Genomic DNA, 15700 nt, shown 5'->3' on the forward strand with positions numbered 1-15700 from the left:
AGGATAGTTTCTTCAGCGGCTGCGACGTCGGTGTCGCGCCCGTTTTTTTGCCTTGCGCAAAATAAAAGTGGGAGCGGGCTTGCTCGCGAGAGCGGTGCGTCATTCAACCTTTTTTGGCTGATGCACCGTATTCGCGAGCAAGCCCGCTCCCCTATTTGCCGTATTCTTTGGGCCTGACGCTTAGCGGCGACGTGGCCGACGCTGCTCATCATCCGTACGGATCGGCACCGGTTGCAGCGGAGGCTCAATCAAGCCCAGTGCAACGCCCAGATCGTGGAGCCAGTTTTGGATTTTCTCTTTCATGGTTGCCCCCTTTGAGGGTAGTGCTGGTCGGCGTGAGTTTTGTCGCCGTTTCCTACAGAGATAGTAGCCCTAAGTCCTGAGTAATGCTTGAACGAAACCACAACTAACTATTACTGGATTGATCCGAATCCTGACGGATCGTTCAAGCAATGGCGCGTGTATCTGCCAGGCGTGCCGGGCTGCACTCGCGTTGCAGGTCGATCCATGCATTGAGGTTAGCGCCGAGCATACCCTTTCGCCACATCAGCCAGGTGGTCGCAGTGGCAAAAGGCCCGGTCAGCGGATGAACGGACACGCTGTCCTTGCCTGGCAGGCTGTCGAGCATCGATTGCGACATCAACGCCACCCCCGAACCGGCGATCACACACGCAAGCATCCCTTGGTAGGACTCGATCTCGATCGCCCGCCCCATGGCCACATGCTCGTGGGAAAACCAGGTTTCCAGGCGCGTACGGTAGGCGCAACTGCGTCGGAACGTGAACACCGAGCGGCCAGCAACGTCCTGGGGCCCGCGCACCGGCGGGTGATCGGCTTCACAAATCAATACCAGGCGCTCTTCGCACAGCGGTACGCCATCGAGGGTCGCGATGGTCAGCGGGCCGTCGACAAATGCTGCATCCAGCCGCCCGGTAATCAAACCTTCCAGCAACTCCCCGCTGGGCGCCGACTGCACTTGCAGGTTCACCATGGGGTAAGTCCGGTGATAGCGCGCCAGCAGCTTCGGCAGGTGAACCGCGGCGGTGCTGTACATGCTGCCCAACACAAAGTCACCGGCCGGTTGCCCGCCTTGAACGGCGCCGTGGGCTTCGTCGTGCAGCGCCAGTAGCCGGGTGCTGTAGTCCAACAGCACTTTACCCGCAGGAGAAAGCTGCAACCGCTGGCGCTCGCGCACAAATAGCTCCACCCCCAGTTGCTCCTCCATCTGTTTAAGCCGGGTCGACAGGTTCGACGGTACGCGGTGCAAACGTTCAGCAGCGCGGGTGATGGAGCCCTCCTCCGCCACGGCCTGGAAAATCCGCAATTGACTGAACTCCATACCTTTCTCCAAAACTGAACAAGTTAATCACTATTATTCAATTTTACAGAAAGTCAATCGGCCTTAGCCTACAAGCCATTCGTTTTCCTGTAGGAAACTTGAGCATGTCACCGCAGATTCGTTTACTCGCCAGCTTCATCGCCTTAATGATGGCCATGGGGATTGGCCGCTTCGCCCTTACCCCGCAAATGCCGCATTTGCTCAGCGAAGGTCAAGTCGACTTGACGGGCGCCGGGCTGATCGCGGCCGCCAATTACTTGGGCTATTTTGTCGGCGCAGTGGATTCGATCTTTGCTCGCAGCCGTCACCCTGTACGCGGGCGCCTTTATGGTGGGCTGTGGCTCTGCGTACTGCTAACGCTGGCGTCCTACTGGGCCCATGGGTTCTGGGCGCACTTGCTGTTGCGCTTCGCAATCGGCGTGGCCAGCGCCTGGGCCTTGGTGATGATTACCAGCCTGAGCCAGCCGCTGGCGATCGCCGCCGGGCGGCCGCGCCTGGGTGCGCTGGTTTTTGCCGGGCCGGGACTGGGGATTGCGCTGACGGGCTTGCTGGCGCTGGGCTCAAACCTGTTGGGGCAAGGCTCCGCCATGCTGTGGCTGGTCTACGGCGTCGTGGCCCTGGTGATGCTGCTGGCGATCCTGCCTTTTTTGCCCAAGCCAACCCTCACGGCGCCAGCTCAAACCCGGGCAAGCAGTAACGGCAGCATCGCGCATCTGTGCTGGATTTATTTCCTGTACGGCTTGGGCTACATCATCCCGGCGACCTTTCTGGCGCAGATGGCCAGCGCACAGTTCAACGGAGCCTGGCAGGCCGACCTGTTCTGGCCCTGCTTCGGCCTGGCAGCCACTGTGGGTGTGGCGGTGGCAAGCCTGCGAGGCAAGCACCCAGACACCACGCGCCGCTGGCTGATCGTAACCTTGTGGTTGCAAGCGGCCGGGGTCTTCGCCTGTCTGCTCGATAACAGTTGGGGCCTGGCCCTGGGGGTGTTGTTGTGCGGCGCGCCCTTCCTGGCCTGCATGCAACTGGTAATGGCACGCCTTCGCGAGGTTGCGCCCAACGGCTACCAACGCAGCACGGGGCTGCTGACCGCCAGCTTTGCCATCGGCCAACTGAGCGGTCCGCTGCTGGCCTCGGTGAGCAGCCACCTCAGCGGTAGTCTGCACTTGGCGTTGATTGTCGCCGGGGCCGGTTTGTTAGTGGCAGGCTCGATCTTGATCAACCGCCAACTACCGATGCGCACGCCGTGCACACAGGTGGCCGACGGTGCAGCACACAGCGGTTAAACAGGTGCCCCATGCCATGTCCATCACCGCGAGCTCGGCAGACCAGCCCTGAAGCGTGGCCCAGTTGCTCAAATCATAAGTGCCATAGGCCACCAGGCCCAGCAGCCCACCCAACCGCGCAGCACGTTGCCAACTGGCACTGGGCAGGACTACGAACACCACACAACCGACCACATACAGCAGATAGAACAACACCGCAGGCAACAGGCGCGGCTGATCAAGCATCAGCGGGCCGAGCAGGGATTTGTAGGTGGGGCCCATGAGCACGCCAAGCCAGAGGCCGTCGAGGACCAGGAAGGCGAGCAAGGTGCCAAGGTAGGCAAAAACCGTTCTTTTCGACATGACACAACCCTGTAGGAGCGAGCTTGCTCGCGAAAAACGTACATCCGACGCTACGCAGCGCCTGGAATATTTTCGCGAGCAAGCTCGCTCCTACAGGAGAGCAGCGTGTACTCAGCTTAGTTCAATGCGGTCCGCATGAATCACGATCTGGCCCTGTTTGTAGAGCGCACCAATGGCCTTCTTGAAGTTACCCTTGCTGACGCCGAACAAGTTGCTGATCACCGCCGGATCACTTTTGTCGCTGACCGGCAGGGTGCCGTTGTTGTCGCGCAACTTGGCGAGGATCTTGGAGTTGAGGCTGGAGGCCGCTTCCTGGCCGACCGGTTGCAGGCTCAGGCTGATGTTGCCATCGGCGCGGATCTCTTTGATGAAGCCTTTTTCTTCCTTGCCCGGGCGCAGGAACTTGAACACTTCGTTTTTGTGGATCAGGCCCCAGTGCTTGTTGTTGATAATCGCCTTGAAGCCCATGTCCGTGGCTTCAGCCACCAGCAGGTCGACTTCCTGGCCCACCTGGTAGTTGGCCGGCGTTTTGTCCAGGTAACGGTCAAGGCGTGCAGTGGCGGTAATGCGCTTGGTGTGTTTGTCCAGATAGACATGCACCACGCAATATTCACCCGCCGTCAGCTGACGCTTTTCTTCCGAATACGGCAGCAGCAGATCCTTCGGCAAGCCCCAGTCGAGGAACACCCCGATACTGTTGACCTCCACAACTTTCAAACTGGCAAATTCGCCGACTTGAACTTTGGGTTTTTCGGTGGTGGCGATAAGTTTGTCATCGCTGTCCAGATAAATGAAAACATTGAGCCAGTCTTCATCTTCACTGGGAATATCTTTAGGGATATACCGATTAGGCAAGAGGATTTCCCCGTCTTGCGCACCATCAAGGTACAAACCAAAGTTAGTGTGCTTGACCACTTGCAAGCTGTTGTAGCGCCCGACTAAAGCCATTTCCAATACCCTCATTGCGTGGGCGGCATTCTACCCGAGTTGGGCCCTGCACGCGCGCGCGCCTGAAAAATCGCGGGCTGGCATGGCGTTCTACTGGCATTGCCCCGCTCGTCTGATCAATCGGTTGAATTTTTCCACGCCGCCAGCCCGGAGCGCGCCGTTGGTTTCGAGCTAAAACAGTAAGTTAGCGCCTTATTTCAGCATTTAACTTGGGCCATTTTCCAACCCGGTATTTATTCCCGAAGGATATTTGCCAAGCAATTGTCAAGTATTTCCTGTACGATGCCTGGCCAAGTTAATTTTCTACAGGTTAGTGGCCGCCATGCGTGTAAAAGCATCCAACAGCAAAGCAAAGCCAGCTCCCGCCGTTGAAACCAGCGAATCGATCAACAGCCAGATTGCTGCTTTCCTCAAATCCGGCGGCGAAATCCAGCAAATTGCCAAGGGCGTGAGCGGCCAGACTTTCGGCCCGTCCAAGCAGATCAGCCTGGGCAAGAAATAATCGTTCTACCCGCGCACTGCATCTGGTCCCTAAGCGTCTTGCCTTCAAGGCGCTAGGACTAGAGTTCGAAACACCCTCGTACACCCTTCAATATCAAGCTAATCGACGAACGGGCCTCAATGCCTGGCATTCGCCGGTATCCTTGCACACGTCTAGTACGGGCATCTGCTCGAATCCATCGGTTACTGCTCCTCGCTTTTCATGGAGTGAAGCATGCTTAAACGCTGCATTTTCCTGGTCAGCATTCTGATCGCCAGCCCTCTGGCCGAAGCGCAGATTTTTCAGCGTGAACTGGGGGACTTCGACCTGAAATTGGGCACCACTCCCAGCCGCAGCATGGCCCAGGGCCTGGTCAAGCCCACTTCTCCGGGCAGCGACTCGTTCCACGGCGGCCTGGACCTGACCCACGACAGCGGCCTGTACTTCGGCCAGTTTTCCCCGAACATGGGCTTGTCCTCGGCCAGCAACCTCGAAGTCGATTCCTACATGGGCTTCAAACGCCCCTTCGACCAGACCCTGGGTTACGAAGTCGGCTTGATCCATTACAGCTACCCCAAACTCAGCCCCCTCGACAGCCAAGAGTTCTACGGTGGCCTGAACCTGCTGGGCAACCGCTTCGGCGTGTCCTTCAGCAACGACCCGGACCGCCAGGACAGCACCCTGTTCGCCGACCTCGGCGGCACCCAGCCCTTCGGCATCGGCGTCAGCATGAAATACACCACCCATCAATTGGGCACACCGGTGTCAGTGGAAAACGGCGCCATCAGCAGCTTCAGCGATTGGTCGGTACAACTTTCCCGCGCCTGGAAAGGCATTGACCTGGACCTGATCTACAGCGACTCCAGCCTCAGTGGCGGTGACTGCTCGGCCTACTCCGGACACAATTCGCAATGTGACGGCCTGTTGACCTTGAAGGCCGTGCGGTCGTTTTATTGATGGGCTGAACTGTCGCACCCCGCGCAGGTTCACATGCATTAACCCCATCCGTGCAAGGACTCGCCCATGTTGCGCCGGCTCAAACTCCTGATGGTACTGCTGACCCTGAGCCTGGTGCTCGCCGGCTGCAATCGCGTCGGCCTGGCCTACCGCAACCTCGACGTGATCATCCCCTGGAGCCTCAACGACTACCTGGACATGAACGCCGGGCAGAAAAGCTGGTTCAACGACACCCTCAAGGAACACCTGGCCTGGCACTGCACCACGCAATTGCCTGGCTACCTGGACTGGCTGGACCGCCTGCAGCAAATGGTCGACAGCAACCAGGTCACCGACGCCGCGTTGCAAGCCCGTACCGTCGAAGCCAAACAGGCAATTGCCGAGATTGCGCGGGAAGTCACGCCGTCGGCCGTGCAACTGCTGCAAGGCCTGGACGATCAACAGGTCAAGGATATGAACGACGCACTGGCCAAGGACTTGCGCAAACGCCAGGACGAATACCTCAAGCCGCCGCTGGACCAGCAAATCAAGGAACGCGCCGAGCGCATGAGCAAGCGGCTGGACGCCTGGATCGGCCCGTTGAACGTCAGCCAGCAAAATCGCGTGGCGGCCTGGTCGAATGCTTTGGGCGACCAGAACCAGGCGTGGATCGGCAATCGCGCCCATTGGCAGGCGCAGTTTATCGAGGCCGTCGAGCACCGCCACGACGCCGACTTCCCGCAGAAAATGCAACGTTTGCTGGTGGACCGAGAGAGCCTATGGACGCCTGAATACCGCGCTGCCTATGCCCAGACCGAAGCGGCAGCGCGCAGCCTGATCGTGGACCTGATGGCTGAGAGCAGCGTGCAACAGCGTCAGAAACTGAAGCAAAAAATCGACGGCGTACGGAGCGATTTCAAAGCGCTTAAATGCCTCAAGGCCGGCGCAAATCAATAGGAATGGGAGCATGGTTCCCATCCCTATTGGACTCAGGAGTTATATAGCGCCACCGGCAATCGCAGCTTTGGAAGCGACTTGATCGAAGGTCGCTTCATCCAGCGCGTCCTCCTGCTCGTCCATCACTTGACGGGGGTGCTCATGGCCAGGGATCGAACTGTCGATCAACGCCAGCAGACGTGCACCGCGCGCCGTCAGGATGAAGTTCTCACCATTACCGCCCTCTTCTTCCGGACGCGACTCGATAAAGCCGCGCTTGAACAACAGCGCCTCATAGTCGGCGGCGGTTTTTTTCAACGCATCCAGGTTGCCCGTGTCCTCGCCGGCCGTGGCTTTCTCGGCCGCTTCCTGCTCGGCGTATTTGCGCGGGGCGAAGCTGCCTTCGCCGTTCTGCACTTCGTGCAGCAAACGTTCAATCAGATCCCAGTTGTAAGTCGTCATCCTGATTCCTCCTGCAGGCCGATGGAAAATGAGCCCGTCACAGGTAGTGACACGTTCTGGCACGGGCCGTTCACCTGAATGGACGGGCGTCATTTCTCTGAACTTTCCAGACGTTCGCCGCCTCAACTGCACATCACCGCCAAGGAAGCCCGACCATGAAAACCCTGATGAACCTGGCGATTGTCGCCACGCTGTTGAGCGCCCTGCCCGCCTGGGCCTGCACGCCCGAGGAAGCCACAGCCAAGCGCAAAGCGCTGGCCAATGAAGTGACCCGGCTGACGGAGCAGAACCCGACCAAGGCCAAGGAGATGAATGACGAGTTGCAGAAAATGGACCTGGACACCGAAAGCGCCGAGTTTCCCGACAAATGCCAGTTGATCGACGCCCGGCTCAAGGAGCTGAAAGAAGCCGCCTCCAAGGCTAAAAACTGAGGGCAAAAAAAACCGGACACTGTCGTCCGGTTTTTTTCTGCCTGGCTGCTTATTCGGCAGCCGGCGCTTCTGGTTTGCGGCGCTTGAGCGGCGCCATGCCGTCCTTGCTGACGAGCGACAGAATGTCGGTCTTCGGCCGGTTGGCGATCTTGCGCTTGGTCGGTGACTTGGCGCCGGTTTTCTTTTTGTCGCCCTTGGCGTCGGTCTTTTTCTTCTTCACGCCAACGGCCTTGCCCGACGCCTTGACCTTCTTCGGCCCGGTGTAAGTGCCTTTGACTTCCTTGATGGTGCGGCGCTCAAACGACTGCTTGAGGTAGCGCTCGATGCTCGACATCAGGTTCCAGTCGCCGTGGCAGATCAGCGAGATGGCCAGGCCATCGTTACCGGCGCGCCCGGTACGGCCGATACGGTGTACGTATTCGTCGCCGCTGCGGGGCATGTCGAAGTTGATCACCAGGTCCAGGCCATCAACGTCCAGGCCACGGGCAGCCACGTCGGTGGCTACCAGGATCTTCACGCCGCCCGCCTTGAGGCGGTCGATGGCCAGCTTGCGGTCCTTCTGGTCTTTCTCGCCGTGCAGCACGAACGCCTTGTATTCCTGCGCGACCAAACGTCCGTAGATACGGTCGGCGGCGGCACGGGTGTTGGTGAACACGATGGCCTTCTGATAGGTCTCGTTGGCCAGCAACCAGTTCAGAATCTGTTCTTTGTGCACGTTGTGGTCAGCGGTCACGATCTGCTGACGCGTGGTTGCGTTCAGGTCGCTGACGTTGTTGACCTGCAAGTGCTCAGGGTTGTTCAGCACCTTGGCAACCATGTCGCGCAGGGTCGAACCGCCGGTGGTGGCGGAGAACAGCATGGTCTGCTGGCGGTTGACGCATTCAGCAACCAGGCGCTGCACGTCATCGGCAAAGCCCATGTCGAGCATACGGTCGGCTTCGTCGAGCACCAGTACTTCGACTTCCTTGAGGTCGAGGTTGCCGGCGTTGAGTTGCTCGATCATGCGCCCCGGGGTGCCGATCAGAATATCCGGCACCTTGCGCAGCATGGCGGCCTGGACCTTGAAATCTTCGCCGCCGGTAATGATGCCCGACTTGATGAAGGTGAACTGCGAGAAGCGCTCGACTTCCTTGAGGGTCTGCTGGGCCAGCTCGCGGGTCGGCAGCAGGATCAGGGTCTTGATACTGACGCGGACCTTGGCCGGGCCAATCAGACGGTTCAGAACCGGCAAGACGAAAGCAGCGGTCTTGCCGCTGCCGGTTTGCGCCGTCACCCGCAGGTCACGCCCTTGGAGCGCGAGCGGGATGGCCGCTGCTTGCACAGGCGTAGGCTCGACAAATTTAAGCTCGGCCACGGCTTTGAGCAGGCGTTCGTGCAGGGCGAATTGGGAAAACACGGGTGCTACCTCGAAGAAATACAAAATATCAGCTGCATAGGTTACCGGTTTCGGGCGCCCAAACCGAGTTTCTTTACGCGAACGGGACTAATCAGCTGCTTTTTTGTCAGCGATTTTGTCCAGAGCGTCAACTTTGTTGCACTTAAATGCTCTAATCGGCCCGTGTTGTCTTACAGAAGAATCGGTTCACTCATGGATATCAAACAGCTCTGGCTCAACGTCCAAGACCTTTGGGGCGCCCTCGATGAACATCCAGTTCTGCATTCCAGCCTCGGCTTGCTGGTGCTGCTGGTGGTGGCACTGCTGGTTGGACGGGCAGCACGTTACCTCATCCTGCACGCGGTCAAATTGCTTGGCCGGCAACCGGCCCTGCACTGGTTGAACGATCTGCGACATAACAAAGTCTTCCATCGCCTGGCGCAAATGACGCCGTCCCTGGTGATCCAGTTCGGCCTGTACCTGGTACCTGACCTGAGCAAGACCGCCATTCTGTTTATCGGTAACGTGGCGCTGGCGATCACCATTCTGTTCATGGTGTTGGCCTTGAGCGCCCTGCTCAACGCCCTATTGGATATCTACGCACGCACCGAACACGCACGTACCCGCTCGATCAAGGGTTATGTGCAGTTGGCAAAAATGGTGTTGTTCGTGTTTGGCGCAATCATCATCGTCGCCACCCTGATCGACCGTTCGCCGCTGTTGCTGCTGTCTGGCCTGGGTGCGATGTCGGCGGTGATTCTGTTGGTGTACAAGGACACGCTGCTGTCGTTCGTCGCCAGTGTGCAGTTGACCAGCAACGACATGCTGCGGGTTGGCGACTGGATCGAAATGCCCCAGGTGGGTGCCGATGGCGATGTGGTGGACATCACTCTGCATACCGTCAAGGTGCAGAATTTCGACAAGACCATCGTTTCCATCCCGACCTGGCGCTTGATGTCCGAGTCGTTCAAGAACTGGCGCGGTATGCAGGCCTCCGGTGGGCGCCGTATCAAGCGCAGCCTGTACATCGACGCCAGCGGCGTACGCTTCCTGAACGACGAGGAAGAAGTGCGCATGACCCAGGTGCACTTGCTCAGCGGCTATATCAGCCGCAAGCAGGCCGAACTCAAGGCCTGGAACGAGGCCCAGGGCCACAGAGCGCAACTGTCGGCCAACCGTCGGCGCATGACCAACCTCGGCACCTTTCGCGCCTACGCACTGGCATACCTGCAAAGCCACCCGGACATCCAGCCGAACATGACCTGCATGGTGCGCCAGATGCAAACCACCGCCCAGGGCGTGCCACTGGAGATCTACTGCTTTACCCGCACCACGGCGTGGGCAGATTACGAGCGGATCCAGGGGGATATTTTCGATTATCTACTGGCAGTGTTGCCGGAGTTCGGGTTGAGCCTGTATCAGCAGCCGAGTGGTAATGACCTGCGCGCTGGCGTGCTGCCAGCATTGGCCGGGGCCACGCAGGTGCCCGTCGCCGAAACGGCATGAGGTGATGCGAACGGGATTACGGCAGTGACGCCGTAATCTCCTTGCGGCAAACCTCAAGCACTTCATCGGCCAGTGCGGAATCATCCGGGCACGCCCGCGACAGCATGATTGCGCCGATGGCATGGGCCATGCTGTCGAGCATTTTCGCACGCAGGCCTTCTTGCGGCGTCTCATGAGCCGCGTTGTACTTTGCTTCCAGGGCCTGCAGGGTGTTTTCCAAACCCTCGGCAAAGGTCGCCTTCAGCGTGTCCGATTGACGGGCGGCATCGGCACACAACGCCGCCAATGTGCATCCGCCGCCGCGATGGTCGCGGTGCTGCCTGGACAGGTAAACCTCGAAAAACTGCTCCAGCTCCCTCTCCGCGCTGTCGGCCAGTGACTGCGCCAGGCTGTTGGCGGCTGCTTCCGCCATCAAGTCCGCCTTGGAACCGAAGTGCTTGTAAAAGCCGCCTTGGGTAAAACCGGCCGCAGCCATCAACTCGGCCACGCCCACCCCATCGAAACCCCGCTCGCGGAACAACTCGGAAGCTGTCGCGACGATATGGGCCCGATTGCTCTGTGACTGCGCCTTGGTGATCTTCATGTCTGTGGTCCTGACAGCGTGCGAGATAGGCATATTACTATGATGTCGATCATAATCAAAACCGTTGACAGCTTTGATTATGATCGACATCATAAAACCTCCTCGCACTCACAGAGCATCACACCATGAGCACTTCCAACACCGTTCTGATCACTGGCGCTTCGACCGGTATTGGCGCCGCCTACGCCGAACGCTTTGCCGCACGCGGCCACGACCTCGTACTGGTCGCCCGTGACATCGCGCGCCTGGAAGCGCTCGCCGCCAGGCTGCGTGAGCACCACGCCGTCAGCGTTGATATCCTCCCGGCCGACCTGACCCAGAACGCTGACCTGGCCGCAGTTGAAGCGCGCCTGCGTGAGGACGCCAACATTGGCACCCTGGTCAACAATGCAGGCGCCGCGCAGTCCGGCAGTTTTATTGAACAGTCCACCGAAAGCGTCGCGCAGTTGGTCGCCCTCAACACCACGGCGCTGGTACGCCTGGCCAGTGCCATCGCCCCGCGCCTGGCGGCAGCGGGCAACGGCGCTATCATCAACATTGGCTCGGTAGTGGGCCTGGCCCCGGAATTCGGCATGACGGTATACGGCGCGACCAAGGCGTTCGTGCTGTTCCTGTCCCAGGGCATGAGCCTGGAGCTGGCGCCCAAAGGCGTGTACGTGCAAGCCGTGCTGCCCGCCGCCACGCGTACCGAGATCTGGGAGCGTGCGGGCATTGATATCAACACCCTCACGGACGTGATGGAAGTGGGTGATCTGGTGGACGCAGCGCTGGTCGGTTTCGACCGCCGCGAGCCGGTGACCATTCCGCCGTTGCAGGACGGCGCCCGTTGGGACGCGTTGCAGGCTGCGCGGCAAGGCTTGCTGGCGCAGATCAAGCAGTCCCAGGTTGCCGAGCGTTACCTGGCCAACGCCTGATCAACCGGTAGCAGGCGTGCTCCGCGCCTGCCCTTCTCACCGAAGCAACGAGCGTTGAACCATGAAGGCATTTTCCATCGAACGGTACGGCAAGCAGCCCGGCCGCCTCATCGAGACCCCCGCGCCTGTTGTGGGTGAGCATGACGTGCTGGTTCAGGTGCGGGCCAGCAGCGTCAATGTGCTGGATGCAAAGATCGCCAAGGGCGAATTCAAACTGATCCTGCCCTATGCGTTGCCGTTGACACTGGGCAATGACCTGGCCGGCGTGGTGCTCAGCGTCGGCGCTGCGGTACGACGCTTCAAACCGGGGGACGAAGTCTACGCCCGCCCGCCCCAGCAACGTATCGGCACCTTCGCCGAGCGGATTGCCGTGCACGAAGACGCACTGGCGCGCAAACCCGACAACATCACTATGGAGCAAGCCGCGGCCCTGCCCCTGGTCGCGCTCACGGCGTGGCAGGTGCTGGTGGAAACCGCGAAGCTGAAGAAAGGCCAGAAGGTTTTCATTCATGCGGGCTCAGGCGGGGTGGGCAGTATCGCCATCCAGCTGGCCAAGCATTTGGGCGCTTTTGTCGCCACCACCACCAGCACCGCCAATGTGGAGTGGGTCAAGGCGTTGGGCGCGGATGTAGTGATCGACTACAAACAGCAAGCCTTCGAGGCCGTGCTGCGCGATTACGATGTGGTGCTGAACAGCCTGGGCCCGGATGCACTGGCCAAGTCACTGAAGATGCTCAAGCCCGGCGGTCAGCTCATCTCCATCTCCGGGCCGCCGACGCCCGCCTTCGCCCGCGCCCAGAACCTGCCATGGGCATTAGGCCTGGTCATGGGCCTGTTGAGCAGCGGTATCCGCAGGAAAGCACGCAAGCAAGGCGTGAGCTATGAGTTTGTCTTCATGCGTGCCAGTGGCGTACAACTGGATGAAATCACCGCGCTGGTCGAGTCCGGCAGTATCCGGCCGGTTATCGACCGTACCTTTCCTTTCGAATCCACAGCGGCGGCCCTGGACTATGTCGAACAAGGCCGCGCCAAAGGCAAGGTGGTGATCACGATGGAGACGACACCGCCCGACGCACACCCAGCCGGCTGATCCAAACCGCCCCCAGAATCACCAGGCCGCCCAGGGCCAGACGGCCCAGCGGTTCGTGCTGGTTCCAGATCAGCAGGTTCAGCAACAGCCCCACCGGCACATGCAGGTTGTTCATCACCGCCAGGGTGCCGCCGTTGACCAGGCAGGCGCCCTTGTTCCACCAGTACATGCCCAGCGCGGTGCTGACCAAACCAAGGAACACCAGCACACCCCATTGCAGCGGCGCTTGCGGCAAAAAATCGGCCTTGCCGAACAGCAGGAACGCCGGCAACACCACCAACAAGGCGCCCAGGTAGAAATAACCGAAACGCCGGAAGTGCGGCTGGTCACTGGGATAACGTGCCACCAGATGCTTGTACATGACTTGCCCGGCGGCGTAGGTGAAGTTGGCCAATTGCAGCAGCAAGAACCCCATCAGGAAGTGCGGGGTGATCTGATCGAAACGAATCACTGCCGCACCACCCACCGCTACCAGGGCCGCCACCAGCGCCCAGGGATTGAAGCGGCGATTAAGCGCGTCCTCGATCAGGGTCACATGCAACGGTGTGAGGATGGTGAACAGCAGCACTTCCGGCACCGTCAGCACACGAAAGCTCAGGTACAGGCATACGTAGGTCACGCCGAACTGCAATGCACCGATCACCAACATGCCGCGCATGAACGCAGGCTCCACCGAGCGCCAGCGGGTCAGCGGGATAAAGATCAGCCCGGCCAGCACTACCCGCACCAGCACAGCGAAGTAGCTGTCGACGTGACCGGCGAGGTATTCGCCGATCAAGCTGAAGGAAAATGCCTGAATCAGAGTAACAACCAGTAAATAGCCCATGCGCGCCTCGTTTCGAATGGGCGCGACATTAAAGCTTTTCCAGCCTTGAAGAAACTCAAGGCAAAAAAAACCCGACCTCGCTAAAGCGGCAGTCGGGCAGGAGCACTCAGGAGCAACAAGTGCAAAGGGAGGTTCGATACGCGTACTTGAAGGGTTGGCGTGGCGCTATATAAACAGCTCGCGATTATCTGGCGATTAACGGATCACGCCACCTGTGCGAGCAAGGCTTTGGCATGGTTGATGCCTTTTTCCTGGAAGTCGCTGCTCAGGTTCACCCCTTCGGCATGAATGAAAGTCACGTCATGAATGCCGATAAAGGCCATGACCTGGCGCAGGTAGGGTTCCTGATGGTCCGAGGTGGCCCCGGTGTGAATGCCGCCACGGGCGGTCAGCACGATGGCACGCTTGCCGGTCAACAAGCCTTGCGGCCCGGTGGCGGTGTACTTGAACGTGACGCCGGCGCGCAGCACGTGATCCAGCCAGGCTTTGAGGGTGCTGGGAATGGCGAAGTTGTACATCGGTGCAGCCATTACCAACACATCGGCGGCGAGCAGTTCTTCGGTCAATTCGTTGGAGCGGTCCAGAGACACCTGTTCGCTGTCGTTACGCTGCTCTTCAGGTTTCATCCAGCCGCCAAGCAGGTTGGCGTCCAGGTGTGGAACCGGGTTGAGCGCCACGTCGCGCACGGTGATCTGATTGGCCGGGTGGGCAGCCCGCCATTGGCTGATGAACTGTTGGGTGAGCTGGCGAGAGATAGAATCCTGCTGGCGCGCACTGCTTTCGATGATCAGAACGTTGGACATGGCTACGTAGGCTCCATCGGTAAAGGTTGTAAGTCGATGGAGAGAAGATTAACCAGGGCTCATTCGATTAAAAAGCGCAAAAAACTGCTATAACCCATCTATAAATTTGTTTATAAGCGGAGTACGCCTGTGGACATGCTCCGCTATCGCTTTATTTGGGGCTGCAGTTCAAGGCGATGCGCATCTTGATGATGGAGCGGTTGAACCTGACCGTGCTGTTGGTGCTTTTGCCTGCCGGCACGGTGACGGTGCGACGGCGCGGTGATTCCGGGCCGTTGGTGAAGATTACCGAACACACTGCATCCTGGTTGCCGTAGTTGTTTAGCTGAATCGAGCTGATGTCTGCGTCTACGTCGGAGGCGGTGTAATCAATGCTGACGCCATCGATCTTTTTCGTCACGTCGATAGGGTAGGCAAATGCGCTCATCGGCAGCAGCGCCAGCAACACACAACACAATTTTCTCATTCGGCAGTCTCCAATAAGGACCGCCAGCTTAGGACAAGAGGAGCTCATCTTGAAAGCGCCCCGCGTTACCCTCGATCAATGGCGCACGTTGCAGGCCGTGGTTGACCACGGTGGCTTCGCCCAGGCGGCTGAAGCGCTGCACCGTTCGCAATCTTCAGTGAGCTACACCGTGGCCCGTATGCAGGATCAACTCGGCGTGCCGCTGCTGCGTATCGATGGGCGCAAGGCGGTGCTCACCGAGGCCGGCGAAGTGCTGCTGCGCCGCTCCCGCCAACTGGTGAAAAACGCCAGCCAACTGGAAGACCTCGCCCACCACATGGAACAGGGCTGGGAAGCCGAAGTGCGGCTGGTGGTGGATGCGGCCTACCCCAATGCCCGCCTGGTGCGCGCGCTGACAGCGTTTATGCCGCAAAGCCGCGGCTGCCGGGTGCGCTTGCGTGAAGAGGTGTTGTCCGGCGTCGAGGAGCTGCTGATCGAAGGCGTAGCCGACCTCGCGATTTGCGGTTTCAGTATCCCCGGTTACCTGGGCACCGAAATGAGCGATGTGGAGTTCATCGCCGTGGCCCACCCCGAACATGCGTTGCACCGTATGAAACGCGAGCTGAGCTTCCAGGACCTGGAAAGCCAGATGCAAGTGGTCATCCGCGACTCCGGTCGTCAGCAACCGCGCGACGTGGGTTGGTTGGGTGCCGAACAGCGCTGGACCGTCGGCAGCCTGGCCACCGCCGCCGCCTTCGTGGGCAGCGGCCTGGGCTTTGCCTGGCTGCCACGGCACATGATCGAGCGTGAACTGGCCGAAGGCGTACTCAAGCAACTGCCCTTGGAACAGGGCGGCAGCCGTCACCCAACGTTCTATCTTTACTCCAACAAGGACAAACCCCTGGGGCCGGCGACGCAGATTCTTGTGGAGTTGCTGCGCACCTTTGACACCGCCCCCCTGGACGCGCCTTTCGCCGCCCCCCGACAAGCCTGAAACGGA

19 protein-coding genes are annotated in these 15700 nt (G+C 59.6%); 9 read left to right on the forward strand and 10 right to left on the reverse strand.

The window, feature by feature from the left end:
- Positions 1-180 precede the first annotated feature (180 nt).
- On the reverse strand, positions 181-303 hold the full coding sequence (locus tag TX23_RS28655; RefSeq protein WP_003193089.1) for a PA1414 family protein: 123 nt from the start codon (positions 301-303) through the stop codon (positions 181-183).
- A gap of 142 nt (positions 304-445) precedes the next feature.
- Positions 446-1339 carry a putrescine utilization regulator PtrR gene (gene ptrR, locus TX23_RS03130; RefSeq protein WP_057700964.1) on the reverse strand — a complete coding sequence of 298 codons (894 nt, stop codon included), beginning with the start codon at positions 1337-1339 and terminating at the stop codon, positions 446-448.
- 104 nt (positions 1340-1443) lie between these two features.
- On the opposite strand from ptrR, the gene TX23_RS03135 reads away from it, so the two are divergent.
- The gene (locus tag TX23_RS03135; RefSeq protein ID WP_057700965.1) at positions 1444-2622 is read left to right on the forward strand and encodes an MFS transporter; all 1179 of its coding nucleotides are present in this window, start codon (positions 1444-1446) and stop codon (positions 2620-2622) included.
- On the opposite strand, the gene TX23_RS03140 is transcribed toward TX23_RS03135, so the two are convergent.
- Positions 2566-2964, reverse strand: coding sequence for a DUF2177 family protein (locus tag TX23_RS03140; RefSeq protein ID WP_057700966.1), 399 nt, complete (start codon positions 2962-2964; stop codon positions 2566-2568). The genes TX23_RS03135 and TX23_RS03140 overlap by 57 nt on opposite strands.
- Before the next feature lie 111 nt (positions 2965-3075).
- On the reverse strand, positions 3076-3912 hold the full coding sequence (locus TX23_RS03145) for a CvfB family protein (protein WP_019820451.1): 837 nt from the start codon (positions 3910-3912) through the stop codon (positions 3076-3078).
- Positions 3913-4234: 322 nt separating this feature from the next.
- On the opposite strand from TX23_RS03145, the gene TX23_RS03150 reads away from it, so the two are divergent.
- From TX23_RS03150 to TX23_RS03160, 3 genes are all read left to right on the forward strand, one after another.
- The gene (locus TX23_RS03150; RefSeq protein ID WP_003193095.1) at positions 4235-4414 is read left to right on the forward strand and encodes a hypothetical protein; all 180 of its coding nucleotides are present in this window, start codon (positions 4235-4237) and stop codon (positions 4412-4414) included.
- 213 nt (positions 4415-4627) lie between these two features.
- Complete coding sequence (locus TX23_RS03155; protein WP_057700967.1) at positions 4628-5350, forward strand: TorF family putative porin; 723 nt, start codon at positions 4628-4630, stop codon at positions 5348-5350.
- A 66-nt stretch (positions 5351-5416) separates the two neighbouring features.
- Entirely contained in the window at positions 5417-6286 is an 870-nt protein-coding gene (locus TX23_RS03160) for a DUF6279 family lipoprotein (RefSeq protein ID WP_057700968.1), read from the forward strand.
- A gap of 39 nt (positions 6287-6325) precedes the next feature.
- Here TX23_RS03160 and TX23_RS03165 read toward each other — a convergent pair whose 3' ends face one another.
- Positions 6326-6727, reverse strand: coding sequence for a hypothetical protein (locus TX23_RS03165; protein WP_057700969.1), 402 nt, complete (start codon positions 6725-6727; stop codon positions 6326-6328).
- Between the two features lie 155 nt (positions 6728-6882).
- Here TX23_RS03165 and TX23_RS03170 point away from each other — a divergent pair, with 155 nt between their 5' ends.
- A complete protein-coding gene (locus tag TX23_RS03170) occupies positions 6883-7158 on the forward strand; it encodes a hypothetical protein (RefSeq protein WP_057700970.1) in 276 nt (91 codons plus the stop codon).
- 49 nt (positions 7159-7207) lie between these two features.
- On the opposite strand, the gene TX23_RS03175 is transcribed toward TX23_RS03170, so the two are convergent.
- A complete protein-coding gene (locus TX23_RS03175; protein ID WP_057700971.1) occupies positions 7208-8554 on the reverse strand; it encodes a DEAD/DEAH box helicase in 1347 nt (448 codons plus the stop codon).
- A gap of 192 nt (positions 8555-8746) precedes the next feature.
- On the opposite strand from TX23_RS03175, the gene TX23_RS03180 reads away from it, so the two are divergent.
- On the forward strand, positions 8747-10039 hold the full coding sequence (locus TX23_RS03180; protein ID WP_057700972.1) for a mechanosensitive ion channel family protein: 1293 nt from the start codon (positions 8747-8749) through the stop codon (positions 10037-10039).
- 16 nt (positions 10040-10055) lie between these two features.
- On the opposite strand, the gene TX23_RS03185 is transcribed toward TX23_RS03180, so the two are convergent.
- Positions 10056-10622 (reverse strand): TetR/AcrR family transcriptional regulator, encoded by a 567-nt coding sequence (locus TX23_RS03185; RefSeq protein WP_057700973.1) that lies wholly within the window; start codon positions 10620-10622, stop codon positions 10056-10058.
- Between the two features lie 125 nt (positions 10623-10747).
- Between TX23_RS03185 and TX23_RS03190 the strand changes: the two genes are divergently transcribed.
- Both TX23_RS03190 and TX23_RS03195 read left to right on the forward strand, forming a co-directional pair.
- Positions 10748-11536, forward strand: a complete 789-nt coding sequence (locus TX23_RS03190) for an SDR family NAD(P)-dependent oxidoreductase (RefSeq protein WP_057700974.1) — start codon at positions 10748-10750, stop codon at positions 11534-11536.
- A gap of 61 nt (positions 11537-11597) precedes the next feature.
- A complete protein-coding gene (locus TX23_RS03195; RefSeq protein ID WP_057700975.1) occupies positions 11598-12626 on the forward strand; it encodes an NADP-dependent oxidoreductase in 1029 nt (342 codons plus the stop codon).
- On the opposite strand, the gene TX23_RS03200 is transcribed toward TX23_RS03195, so the two are convergent.
- From TX23_RS03200 to TX23_RS03210, 3 genes are all read right to left on the reverse strand, one after another.
- Positions 12583-13452 (reverse strand): carboxylate/amino acid/amine transporter, encoded by an 870-nt coding sequence (locus TX23_RS03200; RefSeq protein WP_034128297.1) that lies wholly within the window; start codon positions 13450-13452, stop codon positions 12583-12585. The two genes, TX23_RS03195 and TX23_RS03200, sit on opposite strands and share 44 nt — an antisense overlap.
- 203 nt (positions 13453-13655) lie before the next feature.
- A complete protein-coding gene (locus TX23_RS03205; RefSeq protein WP_057700976.1) occupies positions 13656-14255 on the reverse strand; it encodes an FMN-dependent NADH-azoreductase in 600 nt (199 codons plus the stop codon).
- 151 nt (positions 14256-14406) lie between these two features.
- Complete coding sequence (locus tag TX23_RS03210) at positions 14407-14721, reverse strand: hypothetical protein (RefSeq protein ID WP_057700977.1); 315 nt, start codon at positions 14719-14721, stop codon at positions 14407-14409.
- 49 nt (positions 14722-14770) lie between these two features.
- Here TX23_RS03210 and TX23_RS03215 point away from each other — a divergent pair, with 49 nt between their 5' ends.
- Positions 14771-15694: a LysR family transcriptional regulator gene (locus tag TX23_RS03215; protein WP_057700978.1), complete on the forward strand. Its 924-nt coding sequence runs from the start codon at positions 14771-14773 to the stop codon at positions 15692-15694.
- Positions 15695-15700: the final 6 nt, after the last annotated feature.

Origin of the sequence: Pseudomonas paralactis (assembly GCF_001439735.1) — a bacterium.
In the GTDB taxonomy this organism is placed as follows: Bacteria; Pseudomonadota; Gammaproteobacteria; order Pseudomonadales; family Pseudomonadaceae; genus Aquipseudomonas; species Aquipseudomonas paralactis.

Coding starts and splice junctions, on each gene's coding strand:
- TX23_RS28655 (WP_003193089.1), bottom strand. CDS start 303: ATGAAAGAGAAAATCCAAAACTGGCTCCACGATCTGGGCGTTGCACTG.
- ptrR (WP_057700964.1), bottom strand. CDS start 1,339: ATGGAGTTCAGTCAATTGCGGATTTTCCAGGCCGTGGCGGAGGAGGGC.
- TX23_RS03135 (WP_057700965.1), top strand. CDS start 1,444: ATGTCACCGCAGATTCGTTTACTCGCCAGCTTCATCGCCTTAATGATG.
- TX23_RS03140 (WP_057700966.1), bottom strand. CDS start 2,964: ATGTCGAAAAGAACGGTTTTTGCCTACCTTGGCACCTTGCTCGCCTTC.
- TX23_RS03145 (WP_019820451.1), bottom strand. CDS start 3,912: ATGGCTTTAGTCGGGCGCTACAACAGCTTGCAAGTGGTCAAGCACACT.
- TX23_RS03150 (WP_003193095.1), top strand. CDS start 4,235: ATGCGTGTAAAAGCATCCAACAGCAAAGCAAAGCCAGCTCCCGCCGTT.
- TX23_RS03155 (WP_057700967.1), top strand. CDS start 4,628: ATGCTTAAACGCTGCATTTTCCTGGTCAGCATTCTGATCGCCAGCCCT.
- TX23_RS03160 (WP_057700968.1), top strand. CDS start 5,417: ATGTTGCGCCGGCTCAAACTCCTGATGGTACTGCTGACCCTGAGCCTG.
- TX23_RS03165 (WP_057700969.1), bottom strand. CDS start 6,727: ATGACGACTTACAACTGGGATCTGATTGAACGTTTGCTGCACGAAGTG.
- TX23_RS03170 (WP_057700970.1), top strand. CDS start 6,883: ATGAAAACCCTGATGAACCTGGCGATTGTCGCCACGCTGTTGAGCGCC.
- TX23_RS03180 (WP_057700972.1), top strand. CDS start 8,747: ATGGATATCAAACAGCTCTGGCTCAACGTCCAAGACCTTTGGGGCGCC.
- TX23_RS03185 (WP_057700973.1), bottom strand. CDS start 10,622: ATGAAGATCACCAAGGCGCAGTCACAGAGCAATCGGGCCCATATCGTC.
- TX23_RS03190 (WP_057700974.1), top strand. CDS start 10,748: ATGAGCACTTCCAACACCGTTCTGATCACTGGCGCTTCGACCGGTATT.
- TX23_RS03195 (WP_057700975.1), top strand. CDS start 11,598: ATGAAGGCATTTTCCATCGAACGGTACGGCAAGCAGCCCGGCCGCCTC.
- TX23_RS03200 (WP_034128297.1), bottom strand. CDS start 13,452: ATGGGCTATTTACTGGTTGTTACTCTGATTCAGGCATTTTCCTTCAGC.
- TX23_RS03205 (WP_057700976.1), bottom strand. CDS start 14,255: ATGTCCAACGTTCTGATCATCGAAAGCAGTGCGCGCCAGCAGGATTCT.
- TX23_RS03210 (WP_057700977.1), bottom strand. CDS start 14,721: ATGAGAAAATTGTGTTGTGTGTTGCTGGCGCTGCTGCCGATGAGCGCA.